This window comes from Zoogloea sp., from assembly GCF_041911615.1.
In the GTDB taxonomy this organism is placed as follows: domain Bacteria; phylum Pseudomonadota; class Gammaproteobacteria; order Burkholderiales; family Rhodocyclaceae; genus Zoogloea.
This window is the reverse complement of record NZ_JAYROR010000066.1, coordinates 47225-68037: the sequence shown is the minus strand read 5'-3', so window position 1 is coordinate 68037 and position 20813 is coordinate 47225. Positions and strand designations below refer to the sequence as shown.

At 67.1% G+C, this 20813-nt stretch carries 20 protein-coding genes; 8 read left to right on the top strand and 12 right to left on the bottom strand.

From position 1 onward, the window contains the following. The first annotated feature begins 5 nt into the window (after positions 1-5). On the top strand, positions 6-1811 hold the full coding sequence (locus ACE3P2_RS07615) for an ATP-binding protein (protein ID WP_374262932.1): 1806 nt from the start codon (positions 6-8) through the stop codon (positions 1809-1811). A gap of 27 nt (positions 1812-1838) precedes the next feature. On the opposite strand, the gene greB is transcribed toward ACE3P2_RS07615, so the two are convergent. Both greB and ACE3P2_RS07605 read right to left on the bottom strand, forming a co-directional pair. After that, entirely contained in the window at positions 1839-2390 is a 552-nt protein-coding gene (greB, locus tag ACE3P2_RS07610) for a transcription elongation factor GreB (RefSeq protein ID WP_374262930.1), read from the bottom strand. A gap of 70 nt (positions 2391-2460) precedes the next feature. After that, positions 2461-2694 carry a DUF3567 family protein gene (locus ACE3P2_RS07605; protein WP_374262928.1) on the bottom strand — a complete coding sequence of 78 codons (234 nt, stop codon included), beginning with the start codon at positions 2692-2694 and terminating at the stop codon, positions 2461-2463. Positions 2695-2858: 164 nt separating this feature from the next. Here ACE3P2_RS07605 and ACE3P2_RS07600 point away from each other — a divergent pair, with 164 nt between their 5' ends. Genes ACE3P2_RS07600 through ACE3P2_RS07585 form a run of 4 tightly spaced genes read left to right on the top strand, consistent with a single transcriptional unit; the run spans position 2859 to position 6100 of the window. Then, complete coding sequence (locus tag ACE3P2_RS07600) at positions 2859-3083, top strand: DUF465 domain-containing protein (protein WP_374262926.1); 225 nt, start codon at positions 2859-2861, stop codon at positions 3081-3083. Between the two features lie 26 nt (positions 3084-3109). Then, entirely contained in the window at positions 3110-4429 is a 1320-nt protein-coding gene (locus ACE3P2_RS07595; RefSeq protein ID WP_374262923.1) for an O-acetylhomoserine aminocarboxypropyltransferase, read from the top strand. Further along, positions 4426-5250: an alpha/beta fold hydrolase gene (locus tag ACE3P2_RS07590; RefSeq protein WP_374262921.1), complete on the top strand. Its 825-nt coding sequence runs from the start codon at positions 4426-4428 to the stop codon at positions 5248-5250. Before ACE3P2_RS07595 ends, ACE3P2_RS07590 begins: the two co-directional genes overlap by 4 nt. Positions 5251-5302: 52 nt before the next feature. Next, positions 5303-6100 (top strand): DUF2189 domain-containing protein, encoded by a 798-nt coding sequence (locus tag ACE3P2_RS07585; protein WP_374262919.1) that lies wholly within the window; start codon positions 5303-5305, stop codon positions 6098-6100. Here ACE3P2_RS07585 and ACE3P2_RS07580 read toward each other — a convergent pair. Beyond that, positions 6061-6942, bottom strand: coding sequence for a DMT family transporter (locus tag ACE3P2_RS07580; protein WP_374262917.1), 882 nt, complete (start codon positions 6940-6942; stop codon positions 6061-6063). The genes ACE3P2_RS07585 and ACE3P2_RS07580 overlap by 40 nt on opposite strands. 225 nt (positions 6943-7167) lie before the next feature. On the opposite strand from ACE3P2_RS07580, the gene ACE3P2_RS07575 reads away from it, so the two are divergent. Genes ACE3P2_RS07575 through ACE3P2_RS07565 form a run of 3 tightly spaced genes read left to right on the top strand, consistent with a single transcriptional unit; the run spans position 7168 to position 8829 of the window. Beyond that, positions 7168-7872 carry an SIMPL domain-containing protein gene (locus tag ACE3P2_RS07575; protein ID WP_374262915.1) on the top strand — a complete coding sequence of 235 codons (705 nt, stop codon included), beginning with the start codon at positions 7168-7170 and terminating at the stop codon, positions 7870-7872. Further along, positions 7869-8306 (top strand): D-aminoacyl-tRNA deacylase, encoded by a 438-nt coding sequence (gene dtd, locus ACE3P2_RS07570; protein ID WP_374262912.1) that lies wholly within the window; start codon positions 7869-7871, stop codon positions 8304-8306. Before ACE3P2_RS07575 ends, dtd begins: the two co-directional genes overlap by 4 nt. Beyond that, positions 8275-8829 (top strand): C40 family peptidase, encoded by a 555-nt coding sequence (locus ACE3P2_RS07565; RefSeq protein ID WP_374262910.1) that lies wholly within the window; start codon positions 8275-8277, stop codon positions 8827-8829. The genes dtd and ACE3P2_RS07565 overlap by 32 nt, the downstream gene beginning before the upstream one ends. Before the next feature lie 25 nt (positions 8830-8854). Here the strand turns inward: ACE3P2_RS07565 and hemB are convergent, their stop codons facing one another. The 9 genes from hemB to ACE3P2_RS07520 all read right to left on the bottom strand — a co-directional run bounded on the left by hemB (position 8855) and on the right by ACE3P2_RS07520 (position 20807). Beyond that, the gene (gene hemB / locus ACE3P2_RS07560) at positions 8855-9865 is read right to left on the bottom strand and encodes a porphobilinogen synthase (RefSeq protein WP_374262907.1); all 1011 of its coding nucleotides are present in this window, start codon (positions 9863-9865) and stop codon (positions 8855-8857) included. Between the two features lie 191 nt (positions 9866-10056). Continuing rightward, a complete protein-coding gene (locus ACE3P2_RS07555; RefSeq protein WP_374262904.1) occupies positions 10057-11490 on the bottom strand; it encodes a lipopolysaccharide biosynthesis protein in 1434 nt (477 codons plus the stop codon). Between the two features lie 257 nt (positions 11491-11747). Next, a complete protein-coding gene (locus ACE3P2_RS07550; RefSeq protein ID WP_374262902.1) occupies positions 11748-12929 on the bottom strand; it encodes a hypothetical protein in 1182 nt (393 codons plus the stop codon). Between the two features lie 18 nt (positions 12930-12947). Beyond that, positions 12948-13802, bottom strand: a complete 855-nt coding sequence (locus ACE3P2_RS07545; RefSeq protein ID WP_374262899.1) for an AAC(3) family N-acetyltransferase — start codon at positions 13800-13802, stop codon at positions 12948-12950. Continuing rightward, complete coding sequence (locus ACE3P2_RS07540) at positions 13799-15217, bottom strand: glycosyltransferase (RefSeq protein ID WP_374262897.1); 1419 nt, start codon at positions 15215-15217, stop codon at positions 13799-13801. The genes ACE3P2_RS07545 and ACE3P2_RS07540 overlap by 4 nt, the downstream gene beginning before the upstream one ends. Then, positions 15210-16427, bottom strand: a complete 1218-nt coding sequence (locus ACE3P2_RS07535; protein ID WP_374262895.1) for a glycosyltransferase family 4 protein — start codon at positions 16425-16427, stop codon at positions 15210-15212. Before ACE3P2_RS07535 ends, ACE3P2_RS07540 begins: the two co-directional genes overlap by 8 nt. A 42-nt stretch (positions 16428-16469) precedes the next feature. After that, on the bottom strand, positions 16470-17999 hold the full coding sequence (xrtA, locus tag ACE3P2_RS07530; protein ID WP_374262892.1) for an exosortase A: 1530 nt from the start codon (positions 17997-17999) through the stop codon (positions 16470-16472). Between the two features lie 54 nt (positions 18000-18053). Further along, the gene (locus ACE3P2_RS07525) at positions 18054-19406 is read right to left on the bottom strand and encodes a putative O-glycosylation ligase, exosortase A system-associated (protein WP_374262890.1); all 1353 of its coding nucleotides are present in this window, start codon (positions 19404-19406) and stop codon (positions 18054-18056) included. 48 nt (positions 19407-19454) lie between these two features. Further along, positions 19455-20807, bottom strand: a complete 1353-nt coding sequence (locus ACE3P2_RS07520) for a phenylacetate--CoA ligase family protein (protein WP_374262887.1) — start codon at positions 20805-20807, stop codon at positions 19455-19457. Positions 20808-20813: the final 6 nt, after the last annotated feature.

The window sequence follows — 20813 nt, the reverse complement described above, 5'->3', positions numbered from 1 at the left end:
CGCCGATGGAACCAGCCCGAATTCCCACCGCCGTCCTGTCCCTGCTGAGCCGCCCCGCGGGCTGGTTCGACGCCCGCCTGCGCGGCCTGCGCTGGCGCCTGCGCATCGCGGCGTGGCTGGCCTTCGCCCTGCTCAATGCCGGGGTGATCGTCGCCGCCGTGTCGCTGATCCGCTTCGACCACCAGCAGGCGCTGCAGCAGACCGAGTCCGACCTCCAGAGCCTTACCCGCGTGCTCGAGGAGCACGTCGCCCGCAGCTTCGGCGAAGCCGAAAGCGCCGTAGCCGAGATTGCCGCCCTGGTCGCCGCCCGCGGTAGCGCCGATCCGTTCACCGAGCGCGAACTCCACGCCCTGCTGCGCCAGCGCGCCGCCAGCCTCCCCGAAGTGGACAACCTTTACGTCGAACGCGAGGACGGCAGCCTCGCCGCCCATTCCCGCGACCTCACGCCCGCCGACGACGCCGCACCCGCGCCGCGCCGCAGCCTGCCCCACCGGCTCGACGAACGCATCGAGATCGGCAGCCCCAGCCGCAGCGCCGACAGCGGCCAGTGGATCACCCCGCTGAGCCGCCAGGTCTTCGACGCCAACGGCAAATATCTCGGCACCGTCGGGGCGGCCATGAGCCACGCCTATTTCGACGGCGTGTATCGCGACCTGCAGTTCTCGGGGCGCGACACCATCCTGATCCTCCACGCCGGACGCGCCATCACCCTGATGCGCCACCCGCCGGTGGACGCCCTGATCGGCCGCAGCGTCGCCGACTCACCGGCGATCGGGCCCGACGCCGACGCCCGCGCGCTGGTCGTGACCGCGCCGCTCGACGGCGACACGGCCGAGCGCATCACCGCCTACCGCCGCCTCGCCGACCGACCGCTCATCGTCGGCACCAGCCGCCCGGTGGACGACGCCCTGGCCGATTTTCGCGAGCATCGGCGCCGCATCGTCGCGGCCGCCAGCCTGATGGTCGCACTGCTCGGCGCCCTCGCCCTGCTGCTGCACCGCGACACCGTGCGCCGCGACGAGGAACGCCAGGCCCTGGCCGAACTCAACGCCACCCTCGAAGAGCGCGTGCGCCTGCGCACCGAAGAGCTCGAGCAGACCAACCGCGAGTTGCTCAATTTCAGCTATTCGATCTCCCACGACCTGCGCGCCCCGCTGCGCGCCATCAACGGCTTCGCCCACGCCCTCGAAGAGGACTACGGCGAGCGGCTCGACGACACCGGGCGCGGCTACGTCGCCCGTCTGCGCAAGGCCAGTCTGCGCATGGGCGACCTGATCGACGAACTGCTCAAGCTCGCCAGCGTCTCCCATCGCCCGCTGCACATCGAACACGTGGACGTCAGCGCGATGGCCCGCGACATCCTGGACGAGCTTCACAGTCACGCCCGCGAGCGGGTCGTGCACAGCCACGTGCAGGCCGAACTCGGCGCCGACGCCGACGCCGCGCTGATCCGCAAAGCCCTCGAAAACCTGATCGGCAACGCCTGGAAGTTTTCCCGCGACAGCCATCCCGCGATCATCCAGATCGGTGGCCGGCCCCACGGCGACGAGCACCTCTTCTACGTCACCGACAACGGCGTCGGGTTCGACATGGAGCACGCCGCGCGCCTGTTCCAGCCCTTCCAGCAACTGCACAAGCGCGACGGCTTCGAAGGCTCGGGCATCGGCCTCGCCAGCGTCCGGCGCATCGTCGAACGCCACGGCGGGCAAGTGTGGGCCGAATCGGCGCCGGGAGCCGGCACCACGCTGTTCTTCACGCTGCCGCGCACGCCGGCGATGGTCCGCCGCCCGCGCGAGCGCCGGCAGGGCTGACGATACGCGCCCCGGGCGAAGCGCGCCTTAAACGTATCGGATTTCCAGCACCTCGATCTCGCGCAGCCCCGCCGGGCTCGCGAAGCGCACCACATCGCCCTCGCGGGCCTTGAGCAGCGCGCGGGACAAGGGCGCAATCCAGCTGATCCGCCCTTCGGAAGCGTTCGCCTCGTCCACCCCGACGATCTGGTAAGTCTGCTCCGCGTCGCCGTCCACGTCGCACACCGTCACCGTTGCGCCGAAGAACACCTGCTCGGTGTTCTCCTGCTCGGACGGCGTGACGACCGTGGCGCTTTCGAGGCGCTTGATGAGGAAACGGATGCGCCGGTCGATCTCGCGCAGGCGCTTCTTGCCGTAGATGTAATCGCCGTTTTCCGAGCGGTCGCCGTTGGACGCCGCCCAGCGCACCGTCTCGACCAGCCGCGGACGCTCGTCGCGCACCAGCTGGTCGAGCTCCGCCTTCAACACCTCGAAGCCGTGGCGGGTCATGTAGTTGCGGGTGCCCGGCGGAAGGCTCGGCACGCCCGGCGGCGACTCGTCGTCGTCCTGCTCGCTTTCCTTCACGAAGGCCTTGTTCACCCTGAAACACTCCGGTCACGCAAAAACGGGACGGACATGTTAGGAGTGCGCCGCCGGGCTGGCAAGCCGCTCAGTGATAGACGGCGGGCTGATTCATCAGACTGCCGTAATCGTCGAGCCAGGTCTCGAAATCGTCCATTTCGGTGGCTGCCGCCGCCACGTCGCGCAACTCGCGACGGAAGCGCTGCGCCGCCTCGTCGCGGAACAACGCGCCCAAGCCACGTCGCTTGTCGATCACCTCGACGGCGTCGAGCGCCGGGTAATCCACCACGTACAGCACCGGATTGTTGAGTACCACGTTCATGACTGGTCTCCTGAAAACGGGTTTCGCCTTTTGGGCAACGGTGCTACCGAAGATGGGAACGTCCGCGCCGGCTTCAAGTTCCCGGACGCCGTTGTATTTAATTTCTTCGCGGCCTAAGATGCGTTGCATCCTGCCCGTTGCTGGCTCACCACCTCGATTCCGGTATGAACGACAGCACCGATCCCGTCACCGATGTCACCAGCCTGACCGCCCGGCTGGCGGTGCTCACCACCGAGCACCGCGACCTCGACGCCATCATCGCCCAGATTTCCACGGCCCCGCCGCCCGGTGACGACCTGCTTCTGCGTCGCCTGAAAAAGCGCAAGTTGCTGCTCAAGGACCGCATCGCGATCATCCAGCACATGCTCGACCCGGACGTCCCGGCCTGATCTCCCCGCAACCTCCCGACCTGCCCATGCCCATTCACCGAAACGCCGGGGCCGACACGCTCGCCCTGCACGCCGGCCAGACCCCCGACCCAGTCCACCACGCCCGGGCCACCCCGATCCATTTCACCACCAGTTACGTCTTCGACGACAGCGACCAGGCTGCGGCCCTGTTCAATCAGGCCCGCGCCGGCCATGTCTACTCGCGCATCTCGAACCCCACCAACGCGGTGCTCGAGGAACGCATTGCGGCACTGGACGGCGGCGTCGGCGCCATTGCCTGCGCCAGCGGACAGGCCGCGCTGATGCTCGCCATCACCACCTTGATGGGCAGTGGCGGCCACATCGTCGCCTCACGCTCGCTGTACGGCGGCTCACACAACCTGCTCGGCTACACCCTGCCCCGCTTCGGCATCACCACCACCTTCGTGGATGCCCGCGACCCGCAGGCCTGGCGCGACGCGATCCGCCCGGAAACCCGCCTCCTGTTCGGCGAATCGGTCGGCAACCCCGGTCTCGAAGTCCTCGACATCCCGGCCATTGCCGACATCGCCCACGCGGCCCAGGTACCGCTGCTGGTGGACGCCACCCTCGTCACGCCCGCGCTGCAGTGCCCGCTCGACCTCGGCGCCGATCTGGTCATGCACTCCGCCACCAAGTTCCTCGGCGGCCACGGTGTCGCCATCGGCGGATTGCTGGTCGACGGCGGCAGTTTCGACTGGGAACGCACCGGCGGCCGCTTCCCCACCCTCACCGAACCCTACGACGGCTTCCACGGCATGGTTTTCGCCGAGGAATCGCCCATCGCCGCCTTTCTGCTGCGCGCCCGCCGCGAAGGCCTGCGCGATTTCGGCGCCTGCCTATCGCCGATGAACGCCTTTCAGATCCTGCAGGGCGTCGAAACCCTCGGCCTGCGCATGGAACGTCACGTCGCCAACGCCCGCGCCCTGGTTGCCCACCTGGCCGCCCATCCGCTGGTCGAATCGGTGTCGTGGCCCGAACTCGACAGCCACCCCGACCACGCCGTGGCCGCGCGCCTGCTGCCCAAGGGCTGTGGCGGCGTGTTCAGCTTCAGCCTCAAGGGCGGTCGCGCCGCCGGCACCACCTTCATCGAATCGCTGCGGCTGTTCTCGCACCTCGCCAACGTCGGCGACGCCAAGTCGCTGGCAATCCATCCCGCCAGCACCACCCACTTCCGCATGTCCGCCGCCGACCTCGCCGCCGCCGGAATCACCGAGGGCACGGTCCGCCTCTCGGTGGGCCTCGAAAACACCGCCGATCTCATCGAAGATCTCGAACGCGGTCTCACCGCCGTCCTCAAAGCCAGCCAGGCCGGAGGCACACGATGAAACTCGCCGTCGCCGATCGCGCAACCTACCTCTACACCGGCGGCCGCGCCCACGTCACGGGCCAGCCCACGGTTGTCTTCATCCACGGCGCCGGTCACGACCACAGCGTCTGGACGCTCCAGACCCGCTACTTCGCCTCCCACGGCTGGAACGTCGCGGCGCCCGACCTGCCCGGCCACGGCCAGAGCGAAGGGCCCGCGCTCGCCTCCATCGAGGCCCTCGCCGACTGGACCGTCGCCCTGCTCCAGCACCTCGAAGCGCCGCGCGTCATCCTCGTCGGCCACAGCATGGGCTCGCTGATCGCACTGCAGGCCGCCGCCTCGGCCCCCCAGCGCCTCGCCGGGCTGGTCCTGGTCGGCTCGGTGGCGCCGATGCCGGTTGCGCCGCCGCTGCTCGAAGCCACCCTGACCGCCCGCGACAAAGCCCACCGGATGATCAACCAGTGGTCCTACGCCCCGCGTGCCCAACTGGGCGCCAGCAGCATTCCCGGCCTCAACCTCACCGGGCTCAACGAACGCCTGATGCAGCGTCAGGCCGCCGGCGTGCTCCATGGCGACATGGCCGCGTGCAACGCCTACACCGGCGGCTTCGACGCCGCCGCGAAGGTTCGTTGCCCGGTCCTGCTGCTCAGTGCCGCGCTCGACCGCATGACCCCGCCAAAGGCCGTCGCCCCGCTGGCCGGCGCCTTCGCCGCCGAGATAAAGGTCAACAAGGTTGTCCTGCCTGGCGCCGGGCACGCCATGATGTCCGAGGCACCCGGCGCCGTGCTCGACGCCCTCTGGCAATTCGCCCAACCCCTGCGTTCCGGAAGCACCCCATGACCTGAACCAAAGCCGCAGGCCATGCATCCAACACAACAAGAGGAGACACGCGATGGCTCAGCAACTCACCCCGACCGACGAACAGGCAGCCGCGCTGCCTTTCCCCACGATTCGCCCGATCGACGCCGCGGCGCCGTTCCGGTGGATCGCCCGGGGCTTTTCCGACCTCATGGCCTGCGCCAGGGCGAGTCTCTTCTACGGCTTCTGCTTCACCGGCATGGGCCTGCTGCTCACATACGTCTTCGCCCACGCCTACCACTACACCTCGGCCGTCACCACCGGCTTCATGCTCGTCGCCCCCTTTTTCGCGATGGGCCTCTACGAACTGTCGCGGAGGCGCGAGCGCGGCGAACATCCCGACCTGATCCCGTCGCTCACCGTCTGGCGGCGCAATCTCGGCAATCTCGCCCTCTTTGCCGGCGTCCTGCTGGTCATCTTCCTGGTATGGGCGCGCGCCTCGCTGGTCATCTTCGCGATGTTCTACACCGAAGAACTGCCTACCCTCGACCGCTTCCTGAGCCAGGTGCTGTCACTGCAGAACCTGGAATTCCTGCTCATGTATTTCGCCGTCGGCAGCCTCTTCGCGCTGCTGGTATTCGCGGTGAGCGTGGTTTCCATCCCGCTGATGCTCGACCGCAACCAGGACGCCATCACCGCGATGCTGGCGAGTATCCGCGCGCTGGGCGAAAACCTCGTTCCGCTGCTGATTTGGGCCTTCCTGATCGTCGCGCTCACCCTGGTCGGTTTCCTCAGTTTCCACCTCGGGCTCGCGGTGGTGATGCCCGTCCTGGGCCACGCCACCTGGCACGCCTACCGCGAGCTCGTCGCGCCGCTGCCCGGTTCGGCCTGAGGCGCGTCACCCCGGGCCAGCGCGATCACCGCACCCAGCACGATCGCGCCGCCCAACGCCTGCAGGCCACCGATCGGTTCGCCCAGAAAAACCGCCGCCAGCACGAAGGTCACCACCGGCTCCAGCGTCGACAGGGTTGCCGCATCGGCGGCCCCCAGGCGCTGGATGCCGGCAAAGAAACCGACCATCGCCACCACCGTCGACACCAGCGCGATCGCCAGCGACGCGAGCCACGCTTCCAAGGTCACCGGAAAATGCGGTGCCTCCAGCACCACCAGTCCGCCGAAGGTGCAGGCGGCCGCCATCATCACCACGGTCGCCGCCGCCAGGGGGTCCTCCTCGGCCAGCACGCGACTCCCGACCAGGATATAGACCGAATAAATCAGCGCCGTGGTCACGCCGAGCGCAATACCGAGGCCGCTCCCCGCGAGGCTGCCGCCGATGGTGAGGGCCGTACCCAGCAGTGCCGCCGTCACCGCGCCGAGCCGCAGCGGGGTGAGCCGCTGCCCGAGAAAGATCGCACCCAGCAGCGTCACCAGAAAAGGGTACAGGTACAGCAGCAAGGCCACCAGCCCCGCCGAAGCGTGCCGCAATGCCGAAAAGAAGCACAGCGACTGGGCCACGTAGCCCACGCCCCCCATCAGCGCGAGCAGCGCCGCGTTGCGCCGCGACGGCCAGCGCCGCCGGCTCGCCGCCATCACGGCGGCCATCACCAGCGCGGCGATCAGAAAGCGCAGGAAGAGTACCGCCAGCACGTCGGCGCCTCCCGCAAAGGCAACACGCGCGAAGATCGCCATCGCCCCGAAGGCCACCGCCGAGACCGCCACCCAGACCGCGCCCACCCATCTCGAATTCGCCATCGCCCCGCGCTCACCACTGTTACCAGGCCATCGATGCTGCCGAGGCGTCTCCAACCGGTCAACCGGACAGGCGGACAGGCGGACAAGCGGACGCGTGCATTTCGGCCACACTCCCCACCCCGGCGGCATGCTTTTTTCGCCTCCCCTTTGCAATCCGGCCCCGGCTGTGGGAAAAATACGCCATCTTCGCCGCCTCGAAAGGCTTCCATGAAAAACCGCAAGCTTCGTCAGCTCGCCCGTGCCCTGCCACTTTCGCTGCTGCTCGCCACGGCGCACGCGGCCGACGCGCCGTCGCTGCCCACCGCCGACATCTCGGTCGAAAGCAGCCGCACCGCCCCTAACGACCAGTTTCGTGCCCAGGTTTACTACGAAGCCACCGACGCCAACCCGGGCGAACTGGCCCGCAAGGTGAATGGCACCATCGCCCAGGCCCTGCAGACCGCCCGCGCCTACCCCGCCGTGAAGGTCCGCACTGCCGGCAACGGCACCTTCCCGATCTACGGCAAGACCGGCCGCAGTATCGAATCCTGGCGGATGCGCTCGACCCTCGCCCTCGAGAGCAAGGACGCCGCCCAGCTTTCCGAACTCATCGGCAAACTCCAGCAAACCCTCGCCGTCAGCGGACTATCGGCGGCGCCGTCGGCCGAAACCTGGAAGAAGATCGAGGACGAAACCATCGCCGACGCCCTCGCCGCGTTCGAGGCCCGGGCCCGCCTGGTCGCCGGCAGCCTCAACAAAAAGTGGAAGATCAAGCACGTGTCGGTGAACACCAGCGGCCCGCAGCAACGTCCGCCGGTCATGCCGATGGCCCGCGCCGCCATGGCCGTCGCCGATGCCGCCCCGGCGCCGATCGAGGCTGGCGACAGCCCGGTTTCGGTATCGGTGAATGGCCAGATCGAACTGATCGAATGATCGCCCTGATCCAACGCGTGCTCGAGGCCCGCGTCACCGTCGGCGGGCGTACGGTCGGCGAGATCGGCCCGGGCCTCCTCGCCCTGGTGGGCGTCGAACGCGAGGACGGCTCGGCCAACGCCATGCGAATGGTCGAACGCCTGCTCGGCTATCGGGTATTTTCAGACGAAGCGGGCAAGATGAACCGATCGGTCGCGGATACCGATGGCGGCTTGCTGCTCGTCTCGCAATTCACGCTGGCTGCCGATACCGGCCGCGGCATGCGCCCGAGTTTCACGCCCGCGGCCCCACCCGCCGAGGCTGAGGCGCTGTTCAACGAAGTCGTCGCCCTCGCCCGCCAGCGCCACCCGACGGTGGCCACCGGCGAGTTCGGCGCCGAAATGTCGATTTCACTGATCAACCATGGCCCGGTCACCTTTCGCCTGGTCGCCTGAGCGACGGCTCGGCGCGCTGTTGCTGGCCCTGCTGATCGCCGGCTGCAGCCAGTCCCCCCCAAAGCCTTCCGGCACATCCGGACGTCCCCAGGCAAGCGTGCCCGCACGCGCCTGGTTCTCGCTCCCGAGCGACGACCACGCCCAGGAAATCGTGCTCTACGCCCTCGGTCTGCTCGACACCGGCTACCGCTTCGGTGGCAAGAACCCCGAAGCCGGCCTCGACTGCAGCGGCATGGTGAGCTACATCGTCGAGCAGGTCAGCGGCCGCCGTCTGCCGTACAACGCCGCCGGCATCGCCGAACGCACGCGGCCAATTGCCGCGAGCGCGCTGCGGCCCGGCGACCTGGTGTTCTTCAACACCCTGGGCCGCACCTACTCGCACATGGGCATCTACCTGGGCGACGGCAAGTTCATCCATGCCCCCAACAGCCGCGGCAAGGTGCGGGTCGATCGGCTTGACAGCCGGTACTACGCCGAGCGCTTCGACGGCGCCCACACCCTGGTGCCGGCCGGCTCGGGCTGAAGCCCGAGCGCTGTCACGGCGCGGATCAGGCCTCTTCTTTAAGCCAACGGGCGGCTTCGAGCGCGTAGTAAGTCAGGATGCCGTCGGCACCCGCGCGCTTGAAGGCCAACAAGGCTTCCATCGCGCAGGCCTTGTCGTTGAGCCAGCCGTTGGCCGACGCCGCCTTCAGCATCGCGTACTCGCCGCTCACTTGGTACACGTAGGTGGGCACCTGCAGCTCGGATTTCACCCGGCGCACGATGTCCAGGTAAGGCATGCCGGGCTTCACCATGAACATGTCGGCACCTTCCGAGATGTCGAGCGCCACTTCACGCAGCGCCTCGTCCGAATTGGCCGGGTCCATCTGGTAGGTGTATTTGTTGCTCTTGCCGAGATTCGCCGCCGATCCGACCGCATCGCGGAACGGACCGTAGAAGCTCGACGCGTACTTGGCCGAGTACGCCAGGATGCGCGTGTAGATCTGGCGCGCACCATCGAGTTCGGCGCGGATGCGCGCCACACGGCCGTCCATCATGTCCGACGGGGCCACGATGTCGGCGCCGGCCTGGGCATGGCACAGGGCCTGCTTTGCGAGCACTTCGAGGGTTTCGTCGTTGAGCACGTAGCCGCTCTCGTCGATCAGGCCATCCTGGCCGTGGCTGGTGTAGGGGTCGAGGGCGACGTCGGTGATCACACCCAGATCGGGGAAGCGCGCCTTGAGCGCGCGAACCACGCGCGGCACAAGACCGTCGGGGTTGAAGGCTTCCTCGGCGGCGAGGGATTTCTTGGCGTCCTCGACGACCGGGAACAACGCCAGGGCCGGCACGCCCAGCGAGACCGCCTCTTCGGCGACGCGCAGCAGATTGTCGAGGGAAACACGGCTGACGCCGGGCATCGACGCCACCGGCTGGACGATCTGCTCGCCCTCGAGCACGAACACCGGGTAGATCAGATCGTCGGCCGACAGGCGATGCTCGCGCATCAGGCGGCGAGAAAAATCGTCGCGGCGCATGCGGCGCATGCGGGTTGCCGGAAATGCAGAATGAACGGGTTTCATGAGGTTCTCGGGATGCTTACATCTGGAAACGAATTGCCGGGGGAACTTAATTTGTAGCCCCTTAGACTAACACGCAGATGGTGCTGAACCGTCTCCCGCTATACCTCCCTGAGCGGGTGCCTTGAGCAAGCAAGGCATTTTGGCCCCCGGCTTCCCCTCGCCGGGGGTTTTTTATTTCTGCGCCGACAAGCTTAGCGCTTCACGAGGCGGCGGACCACCGCCCCGACCTCGATCCCGGCAGGATGCCGCGTCAGCATGAGCCCCACGACCCAGCCGACGAAGGACGAGGCCATGCAGCCGATCACAGAGAAGAACGGCAAGGCGTTCGGCGTGGCCAGCCGGAAGGCGAGGCAGGACATCGCGGCACACAAGGCGACCAGCACCGATGGCCCGAGGGCGGCGCCCACTCGCGCCAGATCGAAGCCCAGCAGGCGCCGGAGCACCAGGAGGGTGTAGGTCGTGATGATGAGATCGCCGATCGCGATGCCGCCAGCCACATGATCGAGCGTGTACTGGCTGCCGATCAGCAGCAGCACGATCTTCACCGGCTGGCCAACGAGCTGGAAACGCAGCGTGTATTTCGATTTGCCGGTGCCGCTGACCACCGCTGCGCCGGTAACCGCGATGGTCAGGGCTGCGGAGCCGACGCACAGGATGCGCGCGGGCTCGATGATGCGGGCCCACTTCTCGCCGTACAGCAGGAGGACGATGGAATCCATCGCCAGCGCCATGCACGCGAACAGCGGAAAGGACAGTGCGCTGAGGTAACAGATGCTCTTCAGGAACTGGTCGCCGACGCTCTCGCCATCCCGATGGCTGCGGGCAAAAAACGGCATCAGGACCGGCGTGAGGCCTTCCATGATCGACCGGAAAGCCAGCCCGACGACGCCCAGCGAACGCGCCAGATAGCCCGCAGTCTCGATGCTCATCGCCTTGCCGACGATCATCTCCGGAGCGGCAAGACCGAACTCCCAAAGCAAGGACGACCCGCAGAAGCGCCCGCCGGTGCGCAGGATGTGGCGCCACTCGCCGAATTCGATGCGCATCGGTACTTCGCGCTTGGTCATCAGCACCGTCATCAGCACCGTGAGCAGCGTGCCGGCCACCGCCCCCCAGGCCAGCCCGATGAAGCCCACGCCCATCGAGCACAGCGCGATCGACACCACCGACTGGAGGGTGCCGGAGGCGAGATTGATGCGGACGACCTTGTCGAAGTTCATGTTGCGCTTCAGGATCGCCATGGAGACGGAGCCGAAGGGCAGGAAGAAGAAGTTGATCGCCAGCACCCGCAGCACTTCGCCGACCCCTTCCTCGCGGTAGAAGCTCGACACCGGGCCGCTCAGGGCGAGGACGACCAGCGCCAGCGTCCAGCTCATGATGACCGCGATGGTCGCCGCCGTCTGAAGACGAGCAGGCGAGAGATCCCGCTCCTGGATCAGATAGCTCGTGATGCCCAGGTCGCGCAGCGCATGGGACAGCGCCAGGATCAGGCTACCGATGGAAAAGATGCCGATTTCGTGGGGAGAAAGCAGCCGCGCCAGAACGACCGACGAGACAAACTGGATGACGAACACGATGACTTTCTCTCCAACCGAGAGAAAGACAGCCTTCTTTACATTAGCCATGAATGACGGTCATGCCCCCCGAGCGGCCGGGCGGCCACGCCGAAAGAACGCAGCGCATGAAGCCGACGACCGCGCACACGGCCCTTCTTCATGCTGTTTAAAGGTGGGTTGATGCAATTTTAACCTCCGGACAATTGAGCATTGCACAAATCGGTAACGCCACACGTCCGAAAGCCCGTTGCAAACTGCAAAATCTTGTCTTGATCCAGCCGCCTTCCGCGCGCGCCGCCTCGGTGTCGCAGTGCTCGCGGACAGGACTAGCCCTTGACGGCCGGGCCCTTCAGGCCGTAGTGGCCGCCCTGGCGATTGGCGATATCCATCATCAACGCGTCGGCATAGAACTTGGTCGCCCAGTTCGGGTATTGCCAGGGGTGATAGCTGCCATTGATCGGATGGGCGCCCTTGATGCCGCCGAGGGTGTCGCGCTCGCCCCCCGCGAGTCGCTGGGTGCGTTTGACGAAGCCCAGGATGCGGGAGGTGGCGTCCCGGTAACCGGTGTCGCCGGTGATCTGGAACAGCCGCCCCCAGTTGATGCCGAGCTGGCAGTCGCCGGTGAGGCACGACCACTTCACGGTCGGGCGCCAGGACGCATCGAACCGGCCGGGCAGGAAGCCGTCTGCGGGCAGCGCGGCAACCATCGCGTCGCCGATCTGACGCGCCGCGGCGATGAAGTCCTCGCGCCCGGCGTAGTCACCGATCTCGAGCAGGCCGCGCATCGCGTAGGCAATGGTGTGGGTGAAGGGCTGGGCGTTGTCCTGCAGGCAGTTGGTTTCCAGCCAGCCGTTGGCCCGTGCCTGGGTCAGCGCCCACTCGCCGTTCCGTACAGCGGCGTCGAGGAAGCGGCGCTCGCCGGTGATCTCGTGAGTCCGGGCGAGGCTCCACGCCGTGCGGGTGTTGTAGGTGTTGATCGCCTTGCCGGTCATCGGCGAACCGAACTGCCGCCAGCAACCGTCGTCGTCCATGATGTCGCAGAGCCAGGTGGAGGCACGCACGGCTGCATCGCGGTAGGCGTCGTCGCGTTCTTCCTCGAAGGCGCGCACCCAGCCGAAGATCACCTGCCCGGTGTTGAACACCGTCGGCTGGTCGGAATCGCCGAGGGCGCCGGCGAGCACGCCGCCGCCGGGGAGCTGGATGTCGATTTCCCAGTTGGCCATGCGCCGCGCGCGGGCACGGGCATCCTGGTCGCCGGCCAGCGTGGCGTAGCGGTACAGGGTGGGGATGATGTAGCCGGTGGTCTCGGGGTAGGACGGCGCCCAGCGGCGTGAGCGGACGAGGAAGGTCTGCGCCACGCCGCCGTTGCCGGTGACGTCCTGGGCGTGCTTCAGCCAGGCGATGGCGGCGTCCAGGTGCAGCCGATTGTCGGCCGGCGTGGTGAGGCCAATGCCGAGCGTGTCTTTCAGGACGAGGCTTTTCTGACGGAGGGTTTCGCGGATGCTCATGGGCGTTCCAGGTCGGGTTCAGGGCTGCCGCGGCGCGTCCGCCGGACTATCGAAGAAATGTCGTCCGCCGGCCACGAAGCGCGCGGCCTCACGGCTGAGATCGGCGGCGCGGATCCAGGTGAGCCGGGTGTTGCCCACCTTGCCCCGGTGCAGGACGCCGGATTGCTCCAGATGGGCGACGAGCCTCGGCTCGCGGCGCAGACGATTGGCCTGGGCGGAAAGAACCTTCACCGCGCACGTAATCGACTGCCCGGTGCGATCGATCACCACACCGGCCTTGAGCGCCGGCTCGTAGAGGTCGAAGGGCAGCGTGGCGGCCAGCTGGTCCTCGACGAAATGGGTGTAGGTGAAGGTCGAGAACGGAGCGTCGAAACCGAGGATCAGCGCATCGCGGGCAAGCAGACGCTCGAAGGGCGACCCGGCGCCGAACGGCCGCTCGGCCTTTTCGTGGTCGGCGATGAACGCCTCGGCGTCACGCCCCCAGGCGAGCAGCGGATGGGTGAGGCTGAGGCTGCGGCGAACGTTTTCGCTGCGCCGGAAGACTTCGGAGATGATCCCCATCATCGACGGGCTGCGCGCCACGTTCATCGGCTTGCCGGTGGCCAGCCACTGGGCGGAGCTCATGTTGTGATAGGGCATCGAGGTCATCACCAGCAACCCCTCCGGCCCCACGGCTTCCTTGAACGCCCGTACCGCGTCGGCGGGCTTGCCCTGGAAGCCGCTGAACGGCAGCCAGGACGAGTGCACGATCAGCGTCGAACCCGGGGCGACTCCGCAGCCGCGCAGGCGTTTGACGAGCTGCTCGCGGCCGTAGGCCCACACCGTTCGGGCGGCGGTCTGCTTGATCCGCTGCTTGAGCGCACCGAGATTCATGACGCGCGCGCTCCCTGGCGGGCATCGACCACTTCATCGAGCAGGCGCGCGAAGCGCGCCGTGATGGCGCGGCGGTCGAACTGGGCGAGATAGGCGTCGTCGGCATCGACGGTTTCGGGCACCGGCCGGGTCAGCCATTCGCGCAGCATCGCCTCGCAGGCATCCACCGACTCGGCGGGCACGGCCTTGCCCAGGCGCGCCCGTTCGATGATCTGCTGGGTTGAGCCGGGATCGCAGAGGGCGAAGATCGGCCGGCGCACCGAGACGTATTCGAACAGCTTGCCGGGGATCACGCCGTCGGAGGTCTCGCCGGTATCGACGATGAGCAGCAGGTAGTCGCAATTGACCTGAGCGTCCATCGCCTCGGCGTAGCTCACGTCGCCGGCGAAATCGTACAGGTGGGCGATGCCGTAGTCGGCGAGGATGCGGTCGTAGCGGCGCCGGATCTCCGGCTCGACGCCGCCGATGATGCGTACGCGCACATGACGCACCGCCGCCGGATCAGCGCGGTGGATTCGCCCCAGCGCCTCGGCGAAGGCGTAGCCGCGGCGGTTCTTGAACAGACGGCCGGTGTAGACGAACTCGAGCGTGTCGCCGGCGAACGGCCGGGTGCGCCGGCGCTCACCGTAAAGCTCGGTGTCGTAGCCGTTGGTGAGGGTTTCCCAACGCGCCTTGAGCCGGGGATGCAGGCGCTGCATGTAGGCCGTCTTCGGCTCCGACACCGTGATCACCACGTCGGCCCGCTGGAGCAGGCGGCGCTCCATGCGCAGTTCCATGTTCTTACGCCAGGTGGGCATCCATTCCCGCAGCACGTCGCCGTACCAGAGATCGCGGTAATCGGCGATCCACGGCAAGCCTGTCTCCGAGCGCAGCGCGTGGCCGACGAACATGCTCGAAAACGGCGGCAAGGTGGTGTAGATGGCATCGACGCGCCCCGCCGCGCAGATCTGACGGGCCCGCTCGAGCGCATCCATCGCCCATGGCCGAAAATCGTCCGGCACATTGACGAAGGTGCGCAGCACCCAGCGCAGGACGTCGTGAGCCCGGTCCAGCAGGCCGCCGCCGGACGGGGCGGTGGCGATCGGCGCGGCTACCGGCGCGGCATCGCGGGTCGTGGCCGTTGCCGCAGCCGGCGCGGGTGCCGGCTGACGGCCGAGCAGGCGCTTCACGGCATCGGCGATCTCGACCTCCCGATTGCGCAGCGGAAGGCGGATGACTTCGACGCCATCGGCGATCTCCGCCATCAGCGACGGGTCGTAATTGCCCTCGCGCCCGGAGGGCGCGAGGGTGAGCACGATGGCGCGCCAGCCGTGCTGGCGAAGATGCTCGACGAACTTGACGGTGCGGATGCGACCGATCGTCTTGAGCGGCGGAAACTCCCCCGCGATGACCAGCAGGGTGCGCGGCTCAGCCATGCGTGTTTCCCTTCAGTTGTAGGCGGGTGCACAGATCCTGGAACAGCTTCGAGCCGTTCTCCCAGCTGTGGGCGCGGGCGTGGGCCAGGCCGCCGGCCTCGAGCCGCTGGCGCAGGGCGTCGTCACCGAGGATGCGCCCGACGGCGGCGGCGATCTCGTCCACGTCCTCGCCGTTGACCAGCAGGCCACTGACGCCGTCCCGGACGGCCTCGACCGCCCCCCCTGCCCGTCCGCCGATCACCGCGCGGCCGCAGGCATTGGCTTCGAGGAAGGTGAGGCCGAAGCCCTCGGTGTCGCCGTCGGGCATGGTGCGGTTGGGCATCGTGAACAGCGTGGCGCTGCGGTAGGCGGCGAGGAGGTCGGCGTCGTCGAGGGCACCGGCCAGGGTAATGCTGTGGGCGACGCCCGACGCCGCGATGAGGGCCTCGAAGGTCTCCCGCTCGGGGCCGCTGCCGATGATGAGGAGATGGCTGTCGGGATGGGCGGCAACGATCCGCGACCACGCCCGGATCATCTGGTCGAAACCCTTGCGCGCCACCAGCCGGCCGACGGCCACCACGATACGCTTGCCTTCGAGCCCGAAACGGGATCGGAATGCCGGGTCGTCGGGCCCGGGGGTGAAGCGGCGGGTGTCGACGCCGTTTTCGATCAGCACCACCTTTTCGGGCGGCAGCCCCATTTCGTCGATCAGTACCCGTTGGGTGAATCGGCTGACCGCCACCACGGCGTCCGCCGCACGCAGGTGGGCGCTGCGGCTGCGGCCGAAAGAGCCGGCGTTGAAACGGGTGGTGATCTCCTCGCCATGGACGTAGATGACCATCCGTTTGCCCAGGACGCGCTGGAAGAACTCGCCGAGCCAGGCCGTGGACGCAAGCTCGCCGATGCAGATGACCTCGATGCGGTATCTCCGGATCAGCCGCCAGACCTTCCAGACCATGCTGATCCGCAGCGGGATGTCGATGGTCAGGAAGCGCCACGCCGACACCAGCTTGTGAGCCGGCGGCGCGATCTGCGGGCGCAGCAGGTCGAGGCGATGGACCGGAAAACCGCAATGTGCATCATGCCTCCGCCAGCCGGCGATCTCGGCGCCGTCGTAGCAGTTGCGCCGCGCCGCCAGGGCGATCATCCGGCCCTCAGGCGCGTACCGGCAGAGGTTCGCATAAACGGTCGCCGACCCACCCTGGATGGGGGTGAAGATGCTGGCCACCATGAGGCATGCGCCGGCTCCCGACGCCCCGCGAGTCATGCGCGATTATTTCCTGTCGGCGGTTGCGGTGCGTTCGAGATCGGCCAGGATGCCGGGCAGGTGCTGCGCCGCGAACGCTTCGGTCTTGACCCGCGCCGCCTCGACGCTGTCGGCGCTGTAGGCGGTCATCGCGATCGCCGCCGCATCGTCGCCCCGGCCGCGCAGGCGCGACAACGCTTCGAGCAGCTTGCTGGTGAAGTCGCTGGTGGTCGTCATGCCATTCACCCAGTAGAAGTGATAGACGGCGGCGTGGCGGCCGTTATTGGCGAAACCGTCGAGACGCACGTCGGGCACGCCTTGGGCCGGCTTGCTCGGCAGGGTCGAGATCGCCCAGCCCCACTTCTTGGTGGGCTCGAGCTGGTTCAGCACGTTGACCAGTTCGGCCCCCTGCGTCTGGTTGCGATAATAGGCCACGAAAACGTCCACCGGCTCGCCGTTGACCAGATAGGTGGCCTGATGCACCACCCGGGCGCCCGGGAAGTTCGGGCGGATGCCGTCGGCGGTGGCGGCGGGGTCCTGGGTCAGTCCGGCCAGCGAGTTGAGTTCCAGCACCGGGTTCTGGTCGGAGATGCGGGCCTCCATCGACTGGGCAAAAGCGTGCCAGCCAAACGGGATCGCCGCGGCGGCGACCGTGGCGGCCAGTACCACGCCAACCGGCGAGGCCTTGTGATAGGCCGGCGCGGGCACCTCGGGCACCGGGTCGCGCCAGCGTGTGCCCACTGCGAAACTCACGAAGATCGCCACGCCGAAGATGACCCAGCCCAGCGCAATGTGGCTCAGGCCAAGGCCCCACTCGTTGGCGGTGAAATGGGCGACCATCACGATGACGTAGGCGCGCACCCAGTTGGCGAAGAGCGGCATCACCGTCGCCCACAGCATGAACAGCACACGCTTGTAGAAACGGGTGTAGGTGAGATAGGCGAAGACCGCGCCAATGAACACCGAGGTCAGCAGGTAGCGGATGCCGCCGCAGGCTTCGACGACGGACCAGCGTCCGCTCGGGATCACGAAGTTGCGCCCTTCCTGATAGACCGGCACGCCGCTGTGGCGCAGCGCGACCACCGTCGCATCGGCAGTCCAGGTCATCAGGATCGGGACGATCTCCTGGCCGAAGGGCACTGCGAAGAGCAGGAAGCACAGCGGACCGACCACCCGGCGGAAGATCCGGTCGCCGGTCACGGCCCAGACGGCACTGATCATCATCAGCACGATGGCGAACTGCACGACCGCCGCCACCGACACCATGTCGCCGAGCATCGCCAGGAATCCGGTCGCCGCCAGCGCAACGAAACCCTTCCAGGAGGGCTGGCAGGACTCGCCCCGCACCAGCGGCAACTTGGTCCACAGCAGATAGGCTACGACCACCAGCACCACGTAGCCATGCTCATGGCTCGGCAGGGTGTCCCATGCCTCGAGCACCATCGCCACCTGCTGGCGGAAGCTGAACAGGATCGCCGCCCACACCGCCACGACCACCACCAGCGCGAGCAGGCCACCGCCCTGCCGCGGCCCGGACAGCACCTGAGCATCCGCCATACGCCCCACCATCGAATCCGATTTACGACCGAAAGATATCATTGCCCTGTCTCGTTAGCTGGAGGCACGCAGGGTCTGCACCCCGCCCGGCGCGCCAGCGTTGCCATCCGGCTGAAGTGCCGGATTCGCGGCCCGTTCGGCCAAGGTTCGCTTGACCCATTTTTCGCTGGCCACCACCAGCGCCATGAAGTAATACGGCATGTCCCAGTAGGCGAGACTCAGGAAGGCGCCCCCGACCGCGAAGCCGATCAGGCTTACCTTGATCATCGAGCCCAGTTGCCCGACCCACTCGAAATCGGGTGCCAGCTTGCCAGCCTTCTCGAGTCGGCCCGCGGTGCGGTAAGTCAGCCCCCAGAACAGCAGGTACAGGAACAATCCGATGTAGCCGTGCTGACCGAGCACCTGAAAGTAGATGCTGTGGGCCACCAGAATGAAGTTCGAGTTGGGCGCGTACATCTGATAGACCAGCGGCGAGTTGGTCAGGAAACCTGCGCCGAGGATCCGGTTGTTGGCGATGTTGATCGCCATGATCCAGGCGTTGATCCGCCCGAGGGCCGATTCGTCCTGATCATAGGTCTTGATGGTACCCATCCGCGAGGTCCATTCTTCGGGCATGAAGAACAGCATCGCCGGCGCCAGCAGCAGCAGCAGCAGACCGATCGTCAGCTTCGACTTGCTGCGCCACCAGAGCATCCCGAACATCGCGCCGATCGCCAGCAGCGCGCCCCGCGAGTGGCTGCCGATCGCTGCCACCGCGCACAGGGCCATGATCAGGTAAAGAATGCGCGTCACCCAGCGCTTGCCGATCGGCCGCAGCAGCGGAAACTCCATGACCTTATCCACCTGCAGGGCCATGAAATTGAGCAGCGGAATGGTGATGACCAGCGCCACGGCGAGTTCGTTGTTGCCTTCGACGACGCTCGCCGGCGGCCCCCACACGCGGAACGAGCCCCCCGTCATCAGGGTGAACAAGCCGCCCTTGGCGCCAAAGTAAGCAATCGACATGGACGCGGTAGCCACCAGGCCCAGGATCTGCTCGCGGGTGCGCACCACCGAGGCGACGACGAGAACCATCACCAGCACCTTCAGCACCTCGTTGTAGGCGACCAGACTGTCGGCGTAGTGAATCGCAGTGTAGGTGGTGACGGCCATCCAGATCACGAAGATCGTCAGCACCGTCACCGGACCGCTGGCCGGAGACTGGACCTGCTTCGGATGGGTGGCCATCGCCACCACGGTGAGCAGCGCCGCGGTAAGCGCCAGCGGCATGGTATAGGCAAAGCCCCAACCCAGCCGGTGAGGGTTCATCAGGCCGATCCAGACCCACAGCAGTGCGCCGTTGTAAGGCGACTTCAGCGCCTTCAGGGCGCCGAACAGGAAAACGGAGAGAACCAGTAAGTCACGCACTTCTTATGCCCCAATTGCCCGGAAGGATCGTCACCTACCCGCGTAAGCTCATGCCGCGACCCGGCTGATCACGTAGCGGAACTTGCCCGAAGCCTCGGCCGGAATCGCATCCACCAGCTTCACGTCGATCGTCACCGACTCGCCCAGACGGCGCTTCAGGCCGCTCTCGATGCGCGCCACATCGCCTGGCTCGAAAGCCGGCCCCCGTACGACGAACACCGTCGTCAGGGCCTTTGTCTCCTGCACGATCTTGAACGACGCGACGCCGGGAATGTCTCGCAGCACGTAGATCAAGGACAGGCCGTGCATCACCGTTCCGTCGGCGCCGATCACGAAATCGGTGCTTCTCCCCTGGATCTCGCTCAAGATGGGCAGGCCCCGACCACACGGACACGCATGATCGCTCAGGACAGCGACATCGCCCGTGCGGTAGCGCACGAATGGGTAATCTCTTGTTGCGAGGTGTGTCACGACGATCTCGCCGGACTGCCCCGGCGGCAGCACGTTGCCATCACTGTCGATGATCTCGACGATGATGTCCTCGGCGGTGATGTGCATCGAACCGGATGGGCAGGCGTGGGCGATGAAACCCGCGTCCCGACCGCCGTAGCCGTTGGCCACCGGCGCCTTGAACAGCCGGCTGATGATGTCCCGCTGATGGTCGTAGAGGCGCTCGGAGGTGACGAACACCACCTTGATACCCAGATCGTCGAGGCGAATACCCTTCTTCTCGGCGTGCGCAGCGATATGGCTGATCGCCGACGGGTAGCCGAACAGCATCCGAGGGCGCATCTCCCGGATGCGCGCAATGAAGCCTTCGACCTTCGCGTCGGACATCTCGAAGGCCGGCAGCAGCTCGGTGCGCATCAGCTTGTCACGGATCAGTCGGACGCGGTCCTGGGTGCCCAGCTCGATGGGCGAGCCCCAGATCACGATCTCCGGATCGCCGATATCCACGTCCCACCAGCGGGTGGCACGCCACTTGGCGGCCACGTCGTGGGTGACACGCTCGGTGCCGATGAAGAAGATCAGCGGCTCGCCGCTCGAGCCGCCCGTATTGAAGCGCGCGAGCCCCCGGGCATCGTCGGCGCGCAACGCATCGCCGTTCTGCTTGATGACCGCCTTGGTGAGATACGGCAGCGCCTGCAGGTCGGCCGGACCATTGACCTTGGCCGGATCGAAGCCGGTGCGGGCGAACAGCTCGCGGTAATACGGCACGTGGGTGGCGATGTCGGTCAGAAAGGCCTTGAGGCGGGTCCGCTGCAGCGCGTCGATGCGATCCCGCGGCCACCACTGGGATTCCTCCATCTGGCGCCGCACCGCCACCGTGTCGTGGTGCTTGACGCGCTCCTGGAGGGGAAAGACGACGTTGGCGATGAAGCGGGTGTACAAGTCTGACATTTTCGT